The organism is Olsenella uli, from assembly GCF_016899935.1.
Classification (GTDB): domain Bacteria; phylum Actinomycetota; class Coriobacteriia; order Coriobacteriales; family Atopobiaceae; genus Thermophilibacter; species Thermophilibacter uli_B.
Genome location: NZ_JACJJK010000002.1, coordinates 109,124 through 129,850, shown reverse-complemented (window position 1 = coordinate 129,850; position 20,727 = coordinate 109,124). Strand labels below are relative to the sequence as shown.

At 68.2% G+C, this 20,727-nt stretch carries 15 protein-coding genes; 6 read left to right on the top strand and 9 right to left on the bottom strand.

Features of this window, described 5'->3' with window-relative positions:
* The first annotated feature begins 1 nt into the window (after position 1).
* From H6A07_RS10355 to H6A07_RS02350, 4 genes are all read left to right on the top strand, one after another.
* Complete coding sequence (locus H6A07_RS10355; RefSeq protein ID WP_204813030.1) at positions 2-715, top strand: vitamin B12 dependent-methionine synthase activation domain-containing protein; 714 nt, start codon at positions 2-4, stop codon at positions 713-715.
* Between the two features lie 69 nt (positions 716-784).
* Positions 785-3,229 (top strand): homocysteine S-methyltransferase family protein, encoded by a 2,445-nt coding sequence (locus H6A07_RS02360; protein ID WP_204813028.1) that lies wholly within the window; start codon positions 785-787, stop codon positions 3,227-3,229.
* Positions 3,230-3,400: 171 nt separating this feature from the next.
* Positions 3,401-5,227, top strand: a complete 1,827-nt coding sequence (locus tag H6A07_RS02355) for an NAD(P)-binding protein (RefSeq protein WP_204813026.1) — start codon at positions 3,401-3,403, stop codon at positions 5,225-5,227.
* On the top strand, positions 5,221-6,945 hold the full coding sequence (locus tag H6A07_RS02350) for an NADH-dependent [FeFe] hydrogenase, group A6 (RefSeq protein WP_204813024.1): 1,725 nt from the start codon (positions 5,221-5,223) through the stop codon (positions 6,943-6,945). Before H6A07_RS02355 ends, H6A07_RS02350 begins: the two co-directional genes overlap by 7 nt.
* A 243-nt stretch (positions 6,946-7,188) precedes the next feature.
* Here the strand turns inward: H6A07_RS02350 and H6A07_RS02345 are convergent, their stop codons facing one another.
* The 4 genes from H6A07_RS02345 to H6A07_RS02330 form a co-directional block, all read right to left on the bottom strand.
* Complete coding sequence (locus H6A07_RS02345) at positions 7,189-8,433, bottom strand: hypothetical protein (protein ID WP_204813022.1); 1,245 nt, start codon at positions 8,431-8,433, stop codon at positions 7,189-7,191.
* Between the two features lie 59 nt (positions 8,434-8,492).
* The gene (locus tag H6A07_RS02340; protein ID WP_204813020.1) at positions 8,493-10,877 is read right to left on the bottom strand and encodes a DEAD/DEAH box helicase; all 2,385 of its coding nucleotides are present in this window, start codon (positions 10,875-10,877) and stop codon (positions 8,493-8,495) included.
* 274 nt (positions 10,878-11,151) lie between these two features.
* Complete coding sequence (locus tag H6A07_RS02335; RefSeq protein WP_204813018.1) at positions 11,152-11,874, bottom strand: LytTR family transcriptional regulator DNA-binding domain-containing protein; 723 nt, start codon at positions 11,872-11,874, stop codon at positions 11,152-11,154.
* Positions 11,871-12,143: a hypothetical protein gene (locus H6A07_RS02330; protein WP_204813016.1), complete on the bottom strand. Its 273-nt coding sequence runs from the start codon at positions 12,141-12,143 to the stop codon at positions 11,871-11,873. Before H6A07_RS02330 ends, H6A07_RS02335 begins: the two co-directional genes overlap by 4 nt.
* Positions 12,144-12,437: 294 nt before the next feature.
* Here H6A07_RS02330 and H6A07_RS02325 point away from each other — a divergent pair, with 294 nt between their 5' ends.
* The gene (locus tag H6A07_RS02325) at positions 12,438-13,355 is read left to right on the top strand and encodes a DUF5104 domain-containing protein (protein WP_204813014.1); all 918 of its coding nucleotides are present in this window, start codon (positions 12,438-12,440) and stop codon (positions 13,353-13,355) included.
* Here the strand turns inward: H6A07_RS02325 and H6A07_RS02320 are convergent.
* The 3 genes from H6A07_RS02320 to H6A07_RS02310 all read right to left on the bottom strand — a co-directional run bounded on the left by H6A07_RS02320 (position 13,352) and on the right by H6A07_RS02310 (position 17,369).
* Positions 13,352-14,677, bottom strand: coding sequence for an ATP-binding protein (locus H6A07_RS02320; protein WP_204813011.1), 1,326 nt, complete (start codon positions 14,675-14,677; stop codon positions 13,352-13,354). The two genes, H6A07_RS02325 and H6A07_RS02320, sit on opposite strands and share 4 nt — an antisense overlap.
* 105 nt (positions 14,678-14,782) lie before the next feature.
* Positions 14,783-15,841 carry a zinc-binding dehydrogenase gene (locus tag H6A07_RS02315; RefSeq protein ID WP_204813009.1) on the bottom strand — a complete coding sequence of 353 codons (1,059 nt, stop codon included), beginning with the start codon at positions 15,839-15,841 and terminating at the stop codon, positions 14,783-14,785.
* 79 nt (positions 15,842-15,920) lie between these two features.
* Positions 15,921-17,369, bottom strand: a complete 1,449-nt coding sequence (locus tag H6A07_RS02310) for an MFS transporter (RefSeq protein WP_204813007.1) — start codon at positions 17,367-17,369, stop codon at positions 15,921-15,923.
* Positions 17,370-17,513: 144 nt separating this feature from the next.
* Here H6A07_RS02310 and H6A07_RS02305 point away from each other — a divergent pair, with 144 nt between their 5' ends.
* On the top strand, positions 17,514-18,143 hold the full coding sequence (locus tag H6A07_RS02305) for a TetR/AcrR family transcriptional regulator (protein ID WP_204813005.1): 630 nt from the start codon (positions 17,514-17,516) through the stop codon (positions 18,141-18,143).
* Here the strand turns inward: H6A07_RS02305 and H6A07_RS02300 are convergent.
* Together H6A07_RS02300 and yaaA are read right to left on the bottom strand one after the other, a co-directional pair.
* A complete protein-coding gene (locus tag H6A07_RS02300; RefSeq protein WP_204813004.1) occupies positions 18,140-19,672 on the bottom strand; it encodes a TerB N-terminal domain-containing protein in 1,533 nt (510 codons plus the stop codon). The two genes, H6A07_RS02305 and H6A07_RS02300, sit on opposite strands and share 4 nt — an antisense overlap.
* Before the next feature lie 265 nt (positions 19,673-19,937).
* Positions 19,938-20,711, bottom strand: a complete 774-nt coding sequence (yaaA, locus tag H6A07_RS02295; protein WP_239471002.1) for a peroxide stress protein YaaA — start codon at positions 20,709-20,711, stop codon at positions 19,938-19,940.
* Between the last annotated feature and the right edge of the window lie 16 nt (positions 20,712-20,727).

Sequence of the window (20,727 nt, the reverse complement as noted above, 5' to 3'; positions counted from 1 at the left end):
CGTGGAGGCGGTCCAGACCTACGACGTCCCCTCCGTGGACCGCGCGGAGGTCCTGCGCTACCTCGGCTACGCCGGGCAGCCGCTCTCGGGCGAGCTCGACGCGCGCATCGACGCCGGCATCGCGCGCTCCCTCGAGGTGGGCCGACCGCGCGGGTGCGTGCGCGTCTTCGACGTGGCCACCCGGGGCGAGAAGGACGGCGCGCCCGTGATTCGCCTGGACGGCTGCGCGCTCGAGCTGCGGGGGCGCTCGATCGCCGCGCACCTGGACGGCGCGGTCGCCGTGGGCGTGCTCGCCGTGACGGCCGGCCTCGCGCTGGACGCCGAGCTCCGGCGCCTCTCGCTCACCGATCCCGTCGGGCAGCTCGTCTGCGACGCCGCCGGGTCGGCGCTCGTCGAGCGCGCCGCCGACGCCGCCGAGGCGAGCGTGGTGGCCGTCGCGGCGGGCCGGGGGCTCTTCTGCGGCTCGCGCTTCTCGCCCGGCTACGGCGACCTTCCGCTCGACACCCAGGTCGCGCTGCTCTCCGCGCTCGACGCCCAGCGGCGCCTGGGCGTCACGCTCTCGGCCGACTTCCTCATGTCGCCCAGCAAGAGCGTGACGGCGGTGATCGGCCTCTTCCCGGAGCCGCGCGCGGAGGCGCTGCCGAGCTGCGCGACCTGCCACTGCCGCGACTTCTGCCCGCTGAGGCGCTCGGGGCGGACCTGCGGGCGCGGCTGAGCGGAGCCCGTTTCCCCCCGGAAACCTTGTGCTGCTAGCATGGGCGAAAAAACCGACGACGGGAGCACCATGTCCGATTCCACGCACACCGACCTTCTCGCCACGGCCCTCGCCGGGGACGGCTTCCTGCTCCTGGACGGGGCGATGGGGACCCAGCTCCAGGCGCGCGGCCTGGCGGCCGGGGAGCTGCCGGAGCTGCTGTGCCTCACGCACCCGGAGGTGGTGACGGAGGTCCATGCCGCCTACGTCGCTGCCGGCGCGGACGTGGTGACCACCAACACCTTCGGCGCCAACGCGGCCAAGCTCGGGGACGCCGCGACCGTCGAGGAGGTCTTCTCGGCCGCCGTCGCCTGCGCCCGGGCCGCGCGTCCGCGCTACGTGGCCGCCGACCTCGGGCCGACGGGCCAGCTCCTCGCCCCCATGGGACCGCTCTCCCTCGACGACGCCTACGAGTTCTTCGCGCGCCAGGTGCGCGCCGCTGCGGCGGCGGGCGCCGACCTCTTCGTCATCGAGACCATGTCGGACCTTGCGGAGGCAAAGGCCGCGCTGCTCGCGGTCCGCGAGAACTCGTCGCTTCCGGCCCTGGTCACGATGACCTTCGAGGAGGACGGGCGCACCTTCCTCGGCACCACGCCGGAGGTCGCGGCCCTCACGCTCTCCTCGCAGGGGGCGGCGGCCGTGGGCGTCAACTGCTCGCTCGGCCCCGCCGAGGTCGCGCCGCTCGTGGCGCGCATGGCGCCCTGGGCCCGCTGCCCGCTCATGGTCCAGCCCAACGCCGGCCTGCCCCACGTGGAGGGCGGCGTCACGGTCTACGACATCGGGCCCGAGGACTTCGCTGCGGCCGTCGCGCCCATGCTCGAGGCTGGCGTCACCGTCCTGGGCGGCTGCTGCGGCACCACCCCGGCGCACATCGCGGCCGAGCGCGCGCTGCTCGCTGGCCGCGCCCCTGCGCCCCGCGAGCTGCCCGACCGCTTTGCCGTCTGCGGGCCGCAGCGCGTGACGTCGCTCGCCCCGGGCGAGGTGGGCGTCATCGGCGAGCGCATCAACCCCACGGGCAAGCGCAAGATGAAGGAGGCCCTGCGCAGCGGCAACCACGATCACGTGATCGCCGAGGCCATCGCCCAGGAGCGCGCCGGGGCGCAGATCCTCGACGTCAACGCCGGCCTGCCGGAGATCGACGAGCGCGCCGTCATGTGCCGCCTGGTGGACGAGCTTCTCGGCGTGACCACGCTCCCGCTGCAGATCGACGCCTCGGACCCTGCCGTCATCGAGGCGGCGGTCCGTCGCTACCCGGGCAAGCCCCTCATCAACTCCGTGAACGGCAAGGCGGACTCGCTCGCCGCCGTGGTGCCGATCGCCGCGCGCTACGGCTGCGCGCTCGTGGGCCTCACGCTCGACGAGGACGGCATCCCGAGCACGGCCGCCGGCCGCCTCGCCGTGGCGCGCAAGATCGTGGCCGCCACGGACGCCGCCGGCATCCCCCGCCGCGACGTGGCGATCGACTGCCTCGCCATGGCGGCCTCGACCGACCAGACGGCGCCGCGCGCCATCCTCGACGCCATCCGCCTGGTCAAGGCCGAGCTCCCCGGCGTGCGCACCGTGCTCGGCGTCTCCAACATCAGCTTCGGCCTACCCTTCCGCCCGCTCGTCAACGCCACGTTCCTCTCGGCGGCCCTCGGCGCCGGGCTGGACCTCGCGATCATCAACCCCGGGACCCGCCGCATGATGGACGTCGTGGACTCCTGGCGCGTGCTCTCCGGCGAGGACGAGGCCGCCCGCTTCTACGTGGAGCACTACGCAAACCGCAGCGACTTGGCGCCGTCCCCCGCCCCGGGCGAGAAGAACCCGCAGGCCGAGAAGGACGGCGCGCCCGCCGCCGACGCCCCGTCCGACCCGGTCGAGCGCGCCCGCCGGCTCGTCCTGGACGGCCGCAGCGGCCCCATGCCGGACGCCATGCGCGAGGTCCTTCTCGCCCATGACGCGCTGCACGCGATCAACGAGGTGCTGGTGCCCGCCCTCGACGAGGTGGGGCGGCGCTTCGAGGCGGGGACGTTCTTCCTGCCGCAGCTCATGGCCTCGGCCGAGGCGGCCAAGGCCGGCTTCGAGACCGTGCGCGCGGCCTCTGCGGGCGACGGCGCCGCCTCGGCGGGGAGGGGGCCCGTCGTGGTGTGCACCGTGCGCGGCGACATCCACGACATCGGCAAGAACATCGTGCGGATGCTGCTGGAGAACTACGGCTTCGAGGTGGTCGACCTCGGGCGCGACGTGGCGCCGGAGGCCGTGGCGGACGCCGTGGTGGAGCGCCACGCGCCCCTCGCGGGCCTCTCCGCGCTCATGACCTCGACGGTCCCGGCGATGGCCGAGACGATCGAGCTCCTGCGCGAGCGGGCCCCCTGGTGCAAGGTCGTCGTGGGCGGCGCCGTGCTCACGCCCGAGTACGCCGAGATGGTCGGCGCCGACTTCTACGCCAAGGATGCCACCGAGACCGTCCGCATCGCCTCTGAACTTGCCTAAAAGGGGTCAGACCCCTTTTAGGCAAGTTTTCGACGCCGTCCGCGCGCCCAACCGCCCTTCTCGCCGAAAGGCCGGAAACACACGTGCAATCTCCCGCTACCATGTGACCCCAATGTGTCGCGGCCGAGGGGGCCGCGACGACCGTACTCCGTGAGTGCAAGGAGAGGGCCTATGGCAAGAATGCACGTCATGGAGCAGAGCGAGTCCCAGGCGATCATGTCGAGCATGCACGAGATGCTCGAGAAGCGCCTCTCGGTGAGCTCGCTCGCTCCGTGCCCCGTCGAGTTCACGGCCTCGTACGTGGCCATGTGCGCGACGCAGAGCTGCGGCAAGTGCACGCCGTGCAGAAACGGCCTGCGCATGCTGCGCCATCTGTTCAATGACGTCCTGAACAACCGCGCCACGATGGAGACGCTCGACCTCATCGAGTCCACCGCCCGCACGGTGTACCTCTCGAGCGACTGCGCGATCGGCTACGAGGCCGGCGAGGTGGCCCTCATGGCCATCCGCGGCTTCCGCGACGACTTCGAGCACCACGTGACCAAGCACGCCTGCGGCTTCTCGCAGCACCAGACGGTGCCGTGCGTCTCCGGCTGCCCGGCCGGCGTGGACATCCCCGGCTACATCGCGCTCGTCGAGGCCGGCCGCTACACCGAGGCCGTGCGCCTCATCCGCAAGGACAACCCGCTGCCGCTGGTCTGCGGCCTGGTCTGCGAGCACCCCTGCGAGATGCACTGTCGTCGCGGCATGGTGGACGACCCGATGAACATCCGCGGCCTCAAGCGCTACGCCGTGGACCACGCCGGCGACTACCGCCCCATCATCAAGGCCCCCACCAAGAAGACCGTGGCCGTGATCGGCGGCGGCCCGGCGGGCATCTCCTGCGCGTACTACCTCACGCTCATGGGCCACAAGGTCAAGATCTTCGAGCAGCGCGCGCACCTCGGCGGGATGCTGCGCTACGGCATCCCCAACTACCGTCTGCCGCGCGAGCAGCTCGACTCGGAGATCCAGTGGATCCTCGACTGCGGCATCGACGTCGAGCTCAACCACAGCGTGGACGGCGAGGAGATGAACCGCCTGCGCGAGGAGTTCGACGCCGTCTACCTGGCCATCGGCGCGCACGCGGACAAGAAACTCGGCCTTCCGGGCGAGGACGCCGAGGGCGTCATGTCCGCCGTCAAGCTCCTGCGCGACATGGGCGACGACAACCCGCCCGACTTCAAGGGCCTCACGGTCACGGTGGTCGGCGGCGGCAACGTGGCGATGGACGTGGCCCGCACCTCCGTGCGCCTGGGCGCCGAGAAGGTCATCATCGCGTACCGCCGCCGCGTGGCCGACATGACGGCCCAGGACGAGGAGATCGCCGGCGCCGAGGCCGAGGGCTGCGAGGTCATGGACCTGCACGCGCCCAAGGAGGTCGTCGTGGACGAGGCCGGGCGCGTGGCCGGCCTCAAGGTCACGCCGCAGATCATCGGCGGCCTCAAGCGCGGGCGCCCCGCGCCGCGCCCGGCCGAGGGCGGCGACGTGGTGGTCCCGTGCGACCGCGTGATCGTTGCCATCGGCCAGGACATCGACTCGGCCACCTTCGAGGAGCAGGGCGTGCCCTGCAAGTGGGGCCGCATCGTCACGGACCCGGACGGCGCCGTGCCCGGCCAGGACGGCCTCTTCTCCGGCGGCGACTGCCAGAGCGGCCCGGCCACCGTCATCCGCGCGATCAACGCGGGCAAGGTCGCGGCCGGCAACATCGACAACTACCTCGGCTACAACCACCAGATCGAGCTCGACGTCGAGCTGCCGCCCGTGCAGTTCAAGGGCAAGATCTCCTGCGCGCGCTGCGAGATGCGCGAGCGCGAGGCGGCCGAGCGCATCAACGACTTCGACATCGTCGAGAACGGCCTCACGGACGAGGAGGCGCACCAGGAGGCTTCGCGCTGCCTGCGCTGCGACCACTTCGGCTTCGGCGCGTTCCGCGGGGGGAGGATCGAGCAGTGGTAAACCTCACCATCGACGGCCGCGCCGTGAGCGTGGCCGAGGGCACGTCCATCCTCGACGCCGCCGCCACCGTGGGCATCAAGATCCCCACGCTCTGCTACCTCAAGGATCTCAACGAGATCGGCGCCTGCCGCGTCTGCGTGGTGGAGATCGAGGGCATCGACCAGCTCGTGGCCGCGTGCAACAACACCGTGCTCGACGGCATGGTGGTGCGCACCAACAGCCCCAAGGTCCGCGCCGCGCGCCGCATGAACATGGAGCTTTTGCTGGCCACGCACGACTCCGAGTGCACGAGCTGCGTGCGCTCCGGCAACTGCACGCTGCAGACGCTTGCCAACGACCTCGGCATCTCCGACCTGCCCTACGAGAAGCGCCTCATGCACGACCCGTGGGACAAGAACTTCCCGCTCATCCGCAACAACGACAAGTGCATCAACTGCCTGCGCTGCATCCAGGTGTGCGAGAAGATCCAGGGCCTCGGCGTCTGGGACCTCGCCAACCGTGCCACGCACACGAGTGTGAACGTCCGGGGCGGCGGCTCGATCGCCGAGTCCGACTGCACCCTCTGCGGCCAGTGCATCACGCACTGCCCGACGGGGGCCCTGCGCGAGCGCGACGACACGCAGAAGGTCTTCGACGCGCTTGCCGACCCCGAGAAGGTCGTCGTGGTGCAGATCGCGCCGGCCGTGCGCGCCGCCTGGGGCGAGAGCCTGGGCCTCCCGCGCGAGGAGGCCACCGTCGGCCGTCTCGTGGCGGCGCTGCGCCAGATGGGCGTGGACTACGTCTTTGACACGGACTTCTCGGCCGACCTCACCATCATGGAGGAGGGCACCGAGCTCCTGCACAAGCTCGCGCACCGCGAGGAGAACACGTTCCCGATGTTCACCTCCTGCTGCCCGGGCTGGGTGCGCTACGTCAAGGCCGTGCGCCCCGAGCTCACCGACCAGCTCTCCACCTCCAAGAGCCCGGGCCAGATGTTCGGCGCCGTGGCCAAGAGCTACTTCGCCGAGCTCAAGGGCATCGACCCGCACAATATTTTCTGCGTGGAGATCATGCCGTGCACGGCCAAGAAGGCCGAGGTCGCCATCCCCGTCATGAACGACGCCTGCGGCGATGCGGACGTGGACGTCTCGCTCACCACGCGCGAGGTGGACCGCATGATTCGCGCCGAGCACATCGACGCCACCACGCTCCCCGAGGAGGAGTTCGACCAGCCGCTCGGCACCGCCACCGGCGCGGGCGTCATCTTCGGCGCCACCGGCGGCGTCATGGAGGCGGCGCTGCGCACCGCGTACCACGTGGTGACCGGCGAGACCCCGCGCCCGGACGCCTTCTCGGAGATCCGCGGCCTCGACGGCTGGAAGGAGGCCACGTTCGACCTCGCCGGCACGCCGGTGCGCGTGGCGGTGGTCCACGGCCTCGCCAACACCGCGTTCCTCCTGGATGCGATCGCGGAGGGCGCCGTGGAGTACGACTTCGTTGAGGTCATGGCCTGCCCCGGCGGCTGCGCGGGCGGCGGCGGCCAGCCCATCCACGACGGCGAGGAGCTGGCGGGCGTCCGCGGAGACGTCCTGTGGGGCCTCGACCGCAGGGCCAAGCTCCGCAACTCCTACGAGAACCCCGCGATCCAGGCCATCTACCGGGACTACCTGGGCGAGCCCAACTCCGAGCGCGCCGAGGAGCTCCTCCACACCGACCACCACGCCTGGAGCATCCACTAACGTGGAAAGGGGACAGTCCCTTTTCCACATTCGGGCCCGGACCGTCACCCCCACGGTCCGGGCCCCTTTGCTGACGGAGATTATGCGCACCCGTGTAGGTTATGCGCACTCCCGCAGCTTATGCGCATGCTGTCCCTCAACAAAGCCGCAGCTCAGCGCCCTGGGCGAGAAAAACGTCGCGCCGTTCCGTGCGCATAACCTACGCGAGTGCGCATAACCTGTCAGGAGGCGCGGGCGGTCCTCTCAGCAGCAGGCGGGAATGACGGCGTCGTCGGGCAGGACGTGCGAGAGCTCAGCCGCCAGGCCCTTCTCGTCGGCCGGGGCAATCTCGAGCAGCTGGCGAACCCGTTGCGAGATGTAGCGGTTGAGGGCGGAGAGGCGCGCCTCCGGGACGGGGTGGAGGGGGTGGTTGGAGAACTGGAAGTCGATCATCCCCCGTAGCGCCTCATGGTGCCCCTCCGACATGACGAGACGGGCCACGCTGTCAAAGGTGAGGTTGCTGCCCGCCGGTCGCCTGATCGCCCCCTGCCGGGGCCAGGTCGGATAGTCCTGCTCCATGTCGCCGGGGAAGAGCGCCAGGTTGTGGTCGAAGAGCGGCGCCATGCCCAGAAGCTCGCCCGTCAGGTTGTTCCGGAGAAAGCCAAAGTTGTTGGCGTGGCGGTCGGTGTTGCAGACGAGCGCGTCGAAGACGTACATGGTCCGCAGCGCGCCGAAGGCCTCGTCGGATACGCGCCGTGCCGCCTCGAGCGCCGCCGGGAAGAGGGACTGCTGGGTCGCGGTCCAGAAGGGGACGTATGCGGTTGCGGCGTCGTGCATGAGCGGGCAGACCGAGGCGAGACGACCCTTCCATTCCTTCAGGTCGTAAAAGACGTGAGACACGCCAAAGGCCTCCGCCGCCTGCGCCGCAAAGAACTCAGAGTAGGGTTCCATGCCGGAGTTCGCAAAGCCCTCGGTGCCGCCCTTGTAGAGCCACAGCTTTCCGTCCACACGGCGCCATGCCTTGGGAAACTGGCCGTCGGTCGTCCATTCGCTCGAGAGTCCGGCCTTGTGCCGCTGACTCGTGGTATAGCCCGTGTAGGCGACCAGCGCCAGTGTCTCGTCAAGATCGTTGTCAAAGAGGTTGTGCTCCGCCCAGGTTCCCGGGAAGCCTGCAGGCACGACCCAGTAGGCGTCGTTGACAGAGAGCCCGAGACACACGTCAAGAATTCCGAAGGTGCTGTCGTCCGTGACGCCCGCCTGGGCGAGGATCTGGTCCACGAACCTTCGGTTCTTGGGAATGACCCGGGTCTCGAGCCACGAGAGCAGACGCTCTCCCGATTCGGGGTCGGGCCAGAGCGGAAGGGGGAGCAGACGGCGATTCGCGGTGACAGGCTCGTCCACAGAGACGGAGACCGTTCCAAAGGCGTCCCGAGTTGCCGTGAAGACGAGAAGGACCTCGTCTTGCAGCCTGAGTTCGTAGCGCTTGTGCGACTGTGATGGCGAGGGCACGGTCTCCACCTCCTTCTCTGATCATCATATCATCGGCCTAACCAGGTGATTCTGCGGGGCTACCACTCGGCCACGCGGGCCCTCATGCCCGCGACGTCGAGCACGCCCTCGGCGAAGCCCTTGCGGACGAGCTCGGTGGGCACCAGCTCGTCGTACTTCTCGAAGTAGGGGACCTCGGCCGGGTAGAGGAGCTCCATCGGGTCATCGAGGCGCTCTGCCGCGTCCTTCACCACCGAGAAGAACTCCTGCTCGCCCGCCTTCATCACAAAGGTCATGAAGTACGGGCGCGACGAGTTGACGCCCTTGATGCCCAGCTCCCCGGCGCACTTGATCTTGATTAGGCGCTCCAGGGCGAGAAACGCGTAGGTGCCGAGCCACGGCAGCAGGCACCACATGGTCTGCTCCTTGTCGTTCTCGCCCAGGCAGACGAGGGGGCCGGCCGTGAGCTCGGAGTTTCTGGCCACGCGCCGCGCCTCGCGCAGGCGAGCGCGGGCGTGCTCGCGCAGGTAGGGATAGGGCGCGCTCTCCTCCAGCACGCGGCGCATCCGCTCGAGGATGTGCGTGTTGATGTCTCCGGCCACGTCGCCAAAGTACGCCGGCACCTTGCCCTTGACCTGCGTGACGTAGAGCAGGTGCCGCTCGTGGTCCACCTCGTCCACGATCCAGACGTGCCCCGCGATGGCCACCTTCTCCCCGGGCGGGGGCGGGGCGCAGAGCGTGCCGATCTCCTCGGAGCCCAAGCGCACGGTGTACTCGACGTTCTCCTGGAAGACGGCGAAGAACTTGTAGGAGCTGGTCACGCGCTCGCCGGCGAGGCCCACGATGAGGCCGCCGCCCTCGGTCTGCTCGAGGTAGTCCAGCTCAAGCAGGTGGCGCAGCAGCACGCGGAAGTCGTCCGCCGTCACGCGGTGGAAGTAGGTGAGCGTGAGCACGCGGCTCGCGAGCTGGGCGGGGGAGAGCTCCCCCTCGCCGGCGAGCGTGGCCAGCGTCTGGTGGCAGAGCAGGCTGTAGGGCAGGCGGTTCAGGTTGGGCGGCTCCACCCAGCGCTCCTCCCGGTAGAGCTGGACGAGCGCGATGCCCTGCAGCAGCTTCCAGGGGATGGTCTCCGGCAGGAGCGTGCGCGCCTCCGGCTGCTCCTCGCGCATGACGAACCACATCTCCGGCGGGGCCTCGCGCCGGCCGGTGCGGCCCATGCGCTGGAGGAACCCGGACACGGTGAACGGGGCGTCGATCTGGAACGCGCGCTCGAGCCGGCCCACGTCGATGCCAAGCTCCAGCGTGGCGGTGGCCACGATCGAGAGGTCGGAGGCGTCGTCGCGCATCTGCTCCTCGGCGGACTCGCGGATGGCGGCCGAGAGGTTGCCGTGGTGGATGAGGAAGCGGTCCGGCTCGCCGTTGGCCTCGCAGTAGGCGCGCAGCGTGGTGCAGACCTCCTCCGCCTCCTCGCGGGAGTTGCTAAATATCAGACATTTCCTGCCCCTGGTGTGTTCGAAGATGTAGCCGATACCCGGGTCGGCATTCGCAGGCGCCAGGTCCGTGGGAGGCTCGGGAGGGCCGGGGCTTATCGCCGTGCTCGGACAATCCTGCTCGCACGGACAGGCCGCCGGCCTGTCCGGCTCGTGCGGAACTGCGCGCGGAGGTAACCCCCCGGCCCCATGCAGGGATTCCTCCGGCTCGACCGCGATGACGTCGGCATCGACACATCCGTCCGAGGTTTGGACTTCGGACTCGTCGGCCTGCGGGCCCGTCTGGTAGAAGTGCTCCATCGAGAGGCGCCAGACGCGTGGTGGCTCCTCGACGCGCGGGATCACGCAGTCGCGGCCGGTTCCGGCGGCAAGAAACGCGCCCACGGCCTCCGGGTCGCCGATCGTGGCGGAGAGGCCGATGCGCCGTGGCTGTACGCCCGCAATTCTCGCCAGACGTTCGATGAGGCAGAGGCATTGGCCGCCGCGGTCCTGCCGCAGGAGGGAGTGAATCTCGTCGATCACTACGTAGCGCAGGTCGCAGAAGAGCTTGGACACGACGGTGTGCCGGCGCATGAGCAGGGCCTCGAGTGACTCCGGCGTGATCTGCAGGATGCCCGACGGACGTCTCATGAGGCGCGCCTTGTGCGAGGCGGAGACGTCCCCGTGCCAGTGCCAGACGTTGATCCCGGCCTCCTCGCAGAGGTCGGTCAGGCGGTAGAACTGGTCGTTGATCAGGGCCTTGGTGGGGCCGATGTAGAGCGCCCCCACCGAGGCGGGCGAGTCCTCCCAGAACTCGGTCAGGATGGGGAAGAAGGCGGCCTCGGTCTTGCCGGACGCGGTCGAGGCGCACAGCAGCACGTGGTCGTCCGTGTCAAAGATGGCCTCGCCTGCGGCGACCTGGATGCCGCGCAGGTTCTCCCACTCGTGCGCGTAGATGAAGTCCTGCACGAACGGTGCATATCGGTCAAAGACGCCCATGAAACCACCTCGTCGTCAGTATACGAACAGACGTTTCGTAGGGCAAGACGTCCGTGACCATTCCACGTGCGGTTTGGGTTCACGCCGCGCCGCCACGCACGTGCGCCAGAGGTGGCGGGTGAAAACACCGCTTACAAATCCGGGCGCATGGTAGGCTGGCGGTGGCTCGGTGCTTACGGTCTGGCGCGGAATGCAGGTTTTTCTCGTCCAGATGCGCAACGCGCCGGGTTTCGTAAGCGGTCACGTGCTCCGACGGTGCAACGCCCCGGCAACGTTAAGCGCCCGTGTCGGCGTTCGTGCTCAGCGTCTCTCGCAGCTCGGCGACGCGCCGACGGCTCACGGGCAGCGTGGTGCCGTCGTCGAGCGTGAGCTCGCTCGCGCCCACGGAGCGAACGTGGCGCAGGTTCACTACCACGGAGCGGTGGCAGTAGGCAAAGCGACCCTCCGGCAGCGCCTCGGCAATCTGGGCGAGCGTCATGTTCATCTGGATGGACTCCCCGTCCGCGAAGTGGATGGCGCGGACGCGGTTGAGCGAGTCCACGTAGGTGATGTCGTCGGGCAGAAAGCTCACGGCCTGGGAGGGCGTGGAGGGCACGACGGGCTCGTCCGCCACGGGCAGCGTCGCCTGCTGCTCAAGCTCCGCCACGCGCTCGCGGGTGCGTGCCAGCTCGGCGGCGAGGGCGTCGCGCGCGCGAGTGTGTTGCCGCAGCGTCTGCTCGAGTGCCGCGCGCTGGGCCGCCTGCTCGCTCGCGAGGCGGACCATGCGCAGGAGCCACCACATGAAGACGACGCAGTCCACGCTGACGACGATGGCCAGGGGGAAGTACTGCTGCTCGTAGGTGAGGGGAGGTAGCCACGCCCCCAAAAGCAGCGTGAGGAGGATCACCAGCACGAGCGCGGTCATGCGCCACCACAGGGAGGGGGAGATGTGCGCGTCGAACGCCCGCCGGAGCGCATGCATGACGGGGATCATGGCAAGGAAGAAGACGGCGTTCACGATGACAAGCGCGATGAGGAAGCCGGGCGGTACATGAAGCCGTCGGAGCCCTCGTCCAGGCGCAGCAGCGCGCTGGCGTTTGACGTGGTGAACGTCACCAGAAAGCCGTAGAGCGCGACGAGCGAGAACGCAAAGGCCTTATGGGAGCGATCGGCGTCCACCTCGCGCGCGTAGAGCACGAGCAGCGCCACCACGATGGCGAGAAACACGAGGTTCTGGCACGTCTTTCTGACGAGGACCCAGAAATAGGTCGCGTCGGGAACCGGCATCGTTGCCACTAGGAGAAACGGTACGAGCCCGACGGCGACGATCGCGCCCGCCTTGAGCCAGGCGCGCCGTGTGCCCGTGCGGAGGCGGCCACGGAACGGCACGAGGCAGAGCGTCGCGCACGGCACGATCTGTGCGAGCAGGCCAATGATGTTGCGGATGAGACTTCTGTCATGGTGGGCCCCGTGGGTTGATCGTCTGAATCCGATGATATGCCCCGTCGTCAGGTAAAACGTTGGGGATGAGCCATTTGCTAACATACGTACTGTACTTGATGTGTTACTGGAGGGGGCCTTATGGGTCGGGGAGACGCGGAGCGCGTCAGGCGCCTTGCCGCGTGCGCCCTTGCGCTGGTCGCGGCCATCCTGTGCGCAGGATGCTCGGAGGGCATCGACACCCTGGCCCGCTATGTCGGCAGTCGCGTGACGGGTGAGCAGTACGTGAGCCCGCGCGGCCAGGTCTGTCTCGACGCGGCGGAGGCCCTTGTCGGCGCGCTCGAGGCGGGGGACGAGGACGCGATTGTCGGGCTCTTCTCGCCCAGCGCGCGAGCGTCCTCCAAAGACCTTGAGGAGCGTGCGCATGAGCTGGTGGAGGGCTGCTCCGGCCAGTCCGAGTACCTCGACAGCCAGTCGGTGACGCGCCCCGTGGAGTCCGAGCAGGTCGATGACGGCAAGCGCCGCGTGGAGCTCTCGGTCGAGTTCTCGTTTGCCCTGGGCGGCCAGAACTACTGGTGCTACCTGACGACCGTGAGCGAGAACGACTTTGACGAGGACGAGGTGGGCGTCTCCACGATCATCGTATGGTCCGAGGACGCGTACTCGGCGATGCTCTACGACGCGCGGGGGACGGACTGGCCCGACGCGCCGGGCCTGCACCTCGAGCTGTCGTACCCCCTTCAGTGGGAGACGTGCCTCGTGAATAACGACCCCCTGCGCCATGAGGCCGGGGACGCCATCTCTGACGTTGACGAGGTCGCGGCGTTTCTCGACGAGGGCGAGAAGACTGTCGACGACTTTGAGGGGCGCTTTGGCCAGCCCTGCTGCGTGTCGTGGACGGGCGACGGGCGCGTCTACTACGAGCTCGCGGGCAACGGGGAGGACCCCCGCTATCTTGAGGTAAACGCAACGGCGTCGGACGAGCCGATCTACTCCGTGTATGTGGTGGGCGAGCGTGACGTGGTCGAGAAGGTGTGGGACGGGGACGGCGACGCCTAGATCGTGAACTCGGCGTAGGCGGCGTCCACGTCCTGGGCGCCGGCGGCGACGGTGGGCGCGCTCACCGCTCCGGAGAACGCGTCGGTCTTGAGCAGGGCGTCAACGTCCGTCCCGGGGTTCTGGCACACGATGTCGAGAAGCTCGATGAAGTCGCGGATGACCTCGCGCGGCGTGAGGTGGGTGTCCGCGCCCACGCGGCCGAACTCCACCTGGAGGAAGCTCACGAGCTGCGCCTCGGTGAGGGCGCGCTCGTAGCCGAAGTAGCCGGCGTGGATGTCAGCGAGCTTCTCAATGAGGACGAGCAGCTCCTCGTAGGTGAGTGGCTCGAGATGGATGACCGGGGCGAGCATGTCCGCGAGTCCCGCGCTCGCAAAGCGTCCCTGCGAGAGGCGGCTGCGCAGCGCCTCATAGGAGAAGACGCCGCGACGGCGATCCTCGATTGACTGCGGCGTGCCGCCCATGATGATGCCCAGGTGGTGAGCCTTACCCTGGAGCGTGTCGTTGTACATGGTGAGGATCTTCTCGTAGTTGTACTGACGCGAGGTGGCGTTGGGGATCTTGTAGAGATTCACCAGCTCGTCGATGAGGACGATGAGCCCCTGGTAGCCGGCGCCCACGAGGAACTGCGCAAAGAGCTTGAGGTACTCATACCAGGTGTCATCGGTGATGCAGGCGTTGACGCCCAGCTCGCCGCGGGCCTCGGTCTTGGTGCGGAACTCGCCGCGCAGCCACTTGACCACGCCGTCGCGGCGCTCGTCGTTGCCCTCGAGGCTCGCCTGGTAGTAGAGGCGCAGCACGCTCGTGAAGTCGAACCCGCAGACGAGCTCGCGGATGGGGGAGAGCTGTTCGGCGAGCGCCTCCTCGGCGTTGGGCGCCTCGCGCAGCGCGGCGACCCAGCGGTCCAAAACGAGCTGCAGCGCCCCGCCCTCAGGGCGCGTCTTGGTGGAGAGGTTGCGAATGAGCTCGCGATACGTGGCGAGCCCCTGGCCCTGGCCGCCCTGGAGGCGGCGCTCGGGGGAGAGGTCGGCGTCGGCCACCACAAAGTCGTTGCCCATCGCGTGTGTGCGGATGGTCTGCAAAAGGAAGCTCTTGCCGGCGCCGTAGCGACCTACGAGGAAGCGGAAGCTCGCGCCGCCGTCTGCCACGAGCTCCAGGTCGTGTAGGAGCGCCCGGATCTCGCGCTCGCGTCCGACGGTGACGTAGGGCAGCCCGATGCGCGGCACGACGCCGCCCTTGAGCGAGTTTATGATGACCGCCGCTATGCGCTTGGGTACCTTCGGCGTGCCTGTCACGGAGCCTCCCTTCCCCGACGGGCCTCCCATGATAGCATGCGCCCGGGACAGAGCAAACAGATGTTCTGCTCACAGAGAGGGGCCGGTCCCGAGTCTGTCGGGACCGGCCCCGAAGATGCCGCGCCGCCGGATGTGCTACCAGCTGATCTTCACGATCGGCTTGATGAGGTCGCGGGGCTTCTCGTCCATGACGCGGAAGGCGTCCTCGATCTCGTCGAATCCCTCAAAGGTGTAGTTGAGCATCTTGCCGGGGTGCAGACGACCGGCGCGGATGACGTTGAGCAGACGGCCGATGCGATAGGCGCCGCCGGGGCAGAACCCCGTCTTGAGGGCGACGTCGCTCATTCCGAGGCCCCAGAGCGCGGTTGGGATCTCGAAGGTCTCGGAAGCGTCGAAGTAGTTGATGTTGGAGATCACCCCGCCGGGACGCGTGAGCTGGAGCGCCTGGTTGACGCTCGACGCCCTGCCGCCGGCGATGATGCAGGCGTCGACGGGGCCGGCGAGGTCGAGGATCTGCTCGACCACGTCGCCCTCCTTGTAGCTCACGATGTCCGTGGCGCCAAACTCCCGCGCGAGGGCAGCGCAGTTGGGACGGGTGCCGATGCCGATGATGCGGCCGGCGCCGCGCAGCGCCGCGCCGGCGATCGCCATGAGGCCGACGGGGCCGATGCCAAAGACCACGACGGTGTCACCAAACTGCACGTCGGCCTGCTCCACCCCGTAGAAGCCCGTCGACATCATGTCGACGGTCATGAGTGCGTCCTCGACGCTCACGTCCTCGGGCTTGGCCACGAGGTTGGCGTCGGCGTTGTTGACGTGGTAGAACTCGGCGAAGACGCCGTCCTTGCTGCCCATGAACTTGAAGCTGCCGATGAGACGGCGGTCATGGGCGTTGTTGTCGTTGCGGCGCTGCAGCTGCGGGACCTCCCAGTCGGGCGTGTTGCAGGGCACTACGACGATGTCGCCGGGCCTGAAGTTCTGGACGAGTTCGCCCACCTCGACGACCTCGCCGATGGACTCGTGCCCGAGGATGAGGTTGTGCTTGGGACCCGATCCGCCGTGCATGCAGTGCGTGTCGCTCGAGCACGGTGCGACTGCGACGGGGCGCAGCAGCGCGTCGAGCGGGCCGACCTGTGGGCGGTCCTTCTCCATCCAGCCGGGGTTGTTCACTTCTATGACGCCGTATCCACGCATGTTGGTGATCCTTTCCTTCGGGAGCGGCATTGACCCGCCGCTCGGACAACCTGGTTCTTCTCGCCGGTCCCGGCTCCTGCTAGGAGGTGTGGCCCTCGCGCCTGTCGAGCACGAAGATGCGCACGAGCGTGATGATGATGCCCACGATCACGAGCCCCATGAGGATGAGGAAGGTGCGCGACATGCCAGTGATGAAGACGTCCGGCCGCTCGGGGATGTAGGCGGTCACGCGATAGCCGGCGACGTCGCTCATGTTGCCGTAGAGCAGCGCCATGGAGACGGTGATGCCGAGCGACTGGCCGAGGTAGCGCATGAGGTTGCCAAGTGAGCCCACGAAGCCGAGCATCTCGGGCTTGGCGTGGCTCATGATCAGGGAGTTGTTGGGCGCCTGGAAGATGGCGCTGCCGAGCGAGGTACCCATCATGATCGCGACGATGAGCGGGACGGGGGTGTCGAGCGAGAGCGAGGCGAACAGGCTCAGGCCCAGCGCGAACAGCGCCGCACCGACGACGACGGGGATGTTGCAACCGATCTTGTCGGAGACGGTACCGGAGATCGGGCCGACGATGGCGTTCACGAGCGAGTACGTAGCCACGATGGCGCCCGCGACGCCCGGCGCGATGCCCATGGCCTGCTGCAGGTAGAACGGGGAGATGACCGTGATGCCCGAGAGGGCGAGGAACACGCACACGGCCGTGAGCAGGCAGGCGTCAAAGCCGAGGTTCTTGAAGACGTCCATGTTGATGAGCGGGTCGGACTCGCGGCGCTCCACGACGACGAAGAGGACGAGCAGGACCGCAGCCGCGGCGAGCATGATCGCGTGCAGGGGCGAGAAGCCCTTCTGCATGAGGGTGATGGCGGCAAAGAAGAGCAGGATGGCGGGGGAGAGCAGGACGGCGCCCTTGACGTCGAAGCGCTTCCTCTCTGCGGGGCGGCGGTTGGGCAGGACCCTGAGGCCGACGAGGAACGAGACGACGCCGATGGGCACGTTGATGAGGAAGATGACGCGCCAGGGGGCCATGGAGACGAGGGCGCCTCCGATGGTGGGGCCGGACATGGCGCCGAGGGCGGTGAAGGTGGCCAGAAGCCCGAGGGCGCGGCCTCGGCTGTCGGCGAACATCTCGGTGATGATGCCCTGGTTGTTGGCCATGCTGGCAGCGATGCCGAGGCCCTGGACGGCGCGCGCGGCGATGAGGATGGGCAGGCTCGGCGCAAGCGCGCTCAGGAGCGACCCCACGGTGAAGGTGACGACGCCGAACTGGAAGACGCGAACCTTGCCGATCATGTCGCCGAGACGGCCGAAGGTGAGCAGGAACGCGCAGCTCACCACCAGCAGTGTGCTCGAGACCCACTGGACGAGGGCCATGTCCACCTCGAACGCGGTCTGCAGGGTGGGGAGTGCCACGTTGGCAATCGTGGTGTCGAGCATTTCCATGAGCGTCATGCACAGGATGACGATGAGGGCGAGGTTCTTCTGCCCCTTGGAGAGCTCTGCCGGGGACGAGGGCGATGTGCTCTGCTTGTTCACGCTGGTTCCTTTCGGTCTTGCCGTCGGGGGACTGACTTGGCGTACACGAATGTACGCCACGCGCAGCCATAAAATGACCAGATTAAGAAAATCGGTCACGTTTATTCGGTCAAAATGGAGGAGGGAGACGAGCGGGAGGTGATCATGCCGGCGATTTTTTCCGAGGAGGAGCGCAGGGGGCTGCGCCTTCGCATGCTGGACATCGGCTGGGAGCTGCTGCGCGACAAGGGCTTCCGCGCGCTGCGCGTGGAGGACGTGGCCCGGCGGGCGGGTCTCGCCAAGGGCACCTTCTACCACTTCTTCCCGTCCAAGGACGCCTTCCTTCAGGAGATGGTCGCAGAGAACCGGCGCGAGCTCTCCTCGGAGGTCGAGGGGCTGCTCTCCGACGAGGGCCGTCCCGACGAGGCGCGCGTCCGGGCGTGCCTGCACGAGGTGTGGAACAGCGATCGGCTGGTGTTTCGCTGTGTCGGGCTGGAGGATTACCGCAGGGTGTGCCTTACGCTGCCCGAGGGGTTCCAGCTGGGGCCCGTCGCGGGGAGCGGCATCATAGGCGGCCTGCTCGAGCGCGTTGCCCCCGGGCGCGACGCGGAGGCGCATGAGGTGGCGATGGCGCTGCAGCGCGTCGCGGCGCTCGCGCTCATGACCGAGGGGGTCTCCGACCGCGCCACACTCGACCGCGTCGTTGACATCTTGATTGACGATGCGGTCGACGTGCTCTTTGGGAGGCGGGATGCGTCCGGCGGGCCCGTGCGTGAGGGGGCGGGGCGCTCCTAGCCGTCGAGCGCCGAGCGCACCTCCTCGACATAGTCCTCCACGAGCTTGGGGACGCCCTGCGCGTCAAACTCGACCGCCGTGTCGCCGAGCAGGTCGTAGAGCTTCCCGTTGATCGCGTCGACCAGGAGGTCCGCTCCGGTGACGTCTGATGCACGCCCATCGATCAGGTCACGGAGAAATGCGAGCTCGTCCGCAGTGAGTGCCAGGGTATCGTTCTTCTCGTCTCGTGACGGCGCCACGGGCTCCGGTGCCAGGGGCTCTTCCTCGCGCTCCTCGTCGACGAGCAGGGCCTCGCGGGTCTCGGCGGCGCTTGCACGGATATTCGCGAGCTTGGCGAGGTCGATCTCTATGTGACGAGGGGCGTGCCTCTTGCGCCACGCAAGGTAGTCGCCAATCTCTCGGTCGATGATCTGCGTGAGGTACTTGGGATCGCCGCGCTCCTTGAGCTGGTGGGGATAATCGAGCGCCTGCCTGAGCCGCTGGTCGACGGCATGGAGGATCTGCCCGAGCTTTGCGCTGCGCGCACCGCCGTCATGGAGCGCGTCGAGCGACCAGATGCCGTTCTGGCAGAGGTAGCGGCAGGTCTCGTCGAGCTCGATGACGCAGTCCTCGTGCCTGTGGCTCGGGTAGAACACAGCCGAGGCAAACATCAGGTGAGGCATGGTGTGGCGTGTGCCAAAAAGGCTTGCGGAGAGGCCTTGGGTACGGCTTCTGTGGTAATAGCGCGCGAGCTGGCAAAAGACGCCGCAGGTGACGGCGACAAGTGCGTCCGGGTCGTCCTGGTGGAGCCGCGACTCCCGGAGGCGGTACGTCGAGAGTTCGTCAAGGGCGGAGAAGAGCGTGGGGTCCGTCCTGTCCACATACGGGTTGGTGCGCCGACTCCGTCCCTGCGCTGACGCGATCGCCGCAGACTCGGCGTGGGCGAGCGTGGCAACTGCACGGTCATGCGTGGTATTGAGGTAGGGTTCGGCAAGCTCGGCGGAGAGCCCGTGGTAGATGACGTAGTCCACGAGCCAGGGGCGCACGTAGCGGTCCGTGGTCGGCTCAAAGGTACGATACGTCTGCCAGAACGACTCGATGGCGCGAAAGGCGGGCTCACCGGGCTCCACGCCGATTCCGTTTATGAGCTCGTAGAGGTAGACGTATGCGAATGAGGCCGAGGTCCGCTCGATGTGGCCGGCGCGTACGCGCGAGCGCCAGGTGAAATAGCCGCGCAGCTGGGGATTGGTCATCGACTCGTAGGTTGGGAAGTACGTCTTGAACTCGCCCTCGTAGGGGAAGTCGTCCTCGTAGTCGACCATGAGGCGCGCCTGCTCGACGAAGAGCCGGGCGTCCGACCAGGAGCGCGCCTCGGGACGTCGGGCGAGCGCGCGCATCTCGCGGATGGGGTCGGGGAGGTAGCTCGAGAGCTGGGAGCCGCGCAGGAGGATGGGCTCGTCGGCATAGGTGCGCGCGGTCGCGAACGCGCGGCCGCCCTTGACGCGGGTCGCGGCGAGGATCTGCTCTATGATCGCGTCGACGTCCGGCATCGCACCTCCCTTGCCTCGATTTCCATCATACCCGGCCTTGGCGGGGCGTCCGAGCCATGCAAAACGAGCGCTCGTGTGATATCCGCGCGCGCTCGGGCGCAAAACGGCCGTTCGTGTGATGGGATTTTCGCCCCTACCGGGGAGCCCGAGCCGCAAATCCCCTGTTGAGTTATAGAATCTACAACTATATATTGAACTGGAGGCTCGTTCGGACCCGTTTTGCTATCACACGAGTGACCGTTTTGCGTCCGGTGGGGCGGATTCATCACACGAAGGGCAGTTTTGCATCGCGCACGAACACGAGGGAGTCGTCGGAGGAGCGCTCGGCGCTCAGCTCGTACCCGCGCTCGCGAAAGTCGCGCAGCTCGTTGACGGTCCTCACGCCGCGTTCGGCGCACCAGCGGATGAAGGTGCCGCGCGCCGCCTTTGCCTCGGTCGCCGGCTGGCGGAGCCGGCCGTCGCGCATTACGCCAAAGATGCAGGTCGTGACCTGAGGGCCGTCCGAGCGCACCCAGGGTGTGACGGCGCGCGCGTACTCGACGGAGGCGACGTTGACGATGGCGTCGCAGCCCTCGGCGGCGAGTGTCTCGTAGAGGGCGTCCCCCCAGAACTCGTAGAGGTTGCGAGCGCCGTCCACCGCAAGGCGCGCCTGCATCTCCAGGCGATACGGCACCACGCCGTCGAGCGGGCGCAGCATGCCGTAGAGGCCCGAGAGGATGCGCAGGTGCTCATCGAGCCATGCGAGCTCGCGCTCACTCATGACATGCGGCGCGAGGTGCGTGTATTGGATTCCCTCGTAGGCGACGACGGCGGCCGTCGTGTCGCGGGAGAGGTCCATGGTGCGGAACCGCTCGTAGTTGAGGTCCGCCAGACGGTCGCTGCATCCCCAGAGCGCCTGGGCCTCGTCGCGGGACAGCGCCCGCACGGCGCGCATCAGGGTCTCGGCGCGCTCCAGAAACGCCGGCTCGTGCACGGGCCAGGGCGGCGCGTCCTGCGCCCGCATCTTCTTTGCCGGGGAGATGATGAATCTCAGTGACATGACGCTCCTTTCGGGG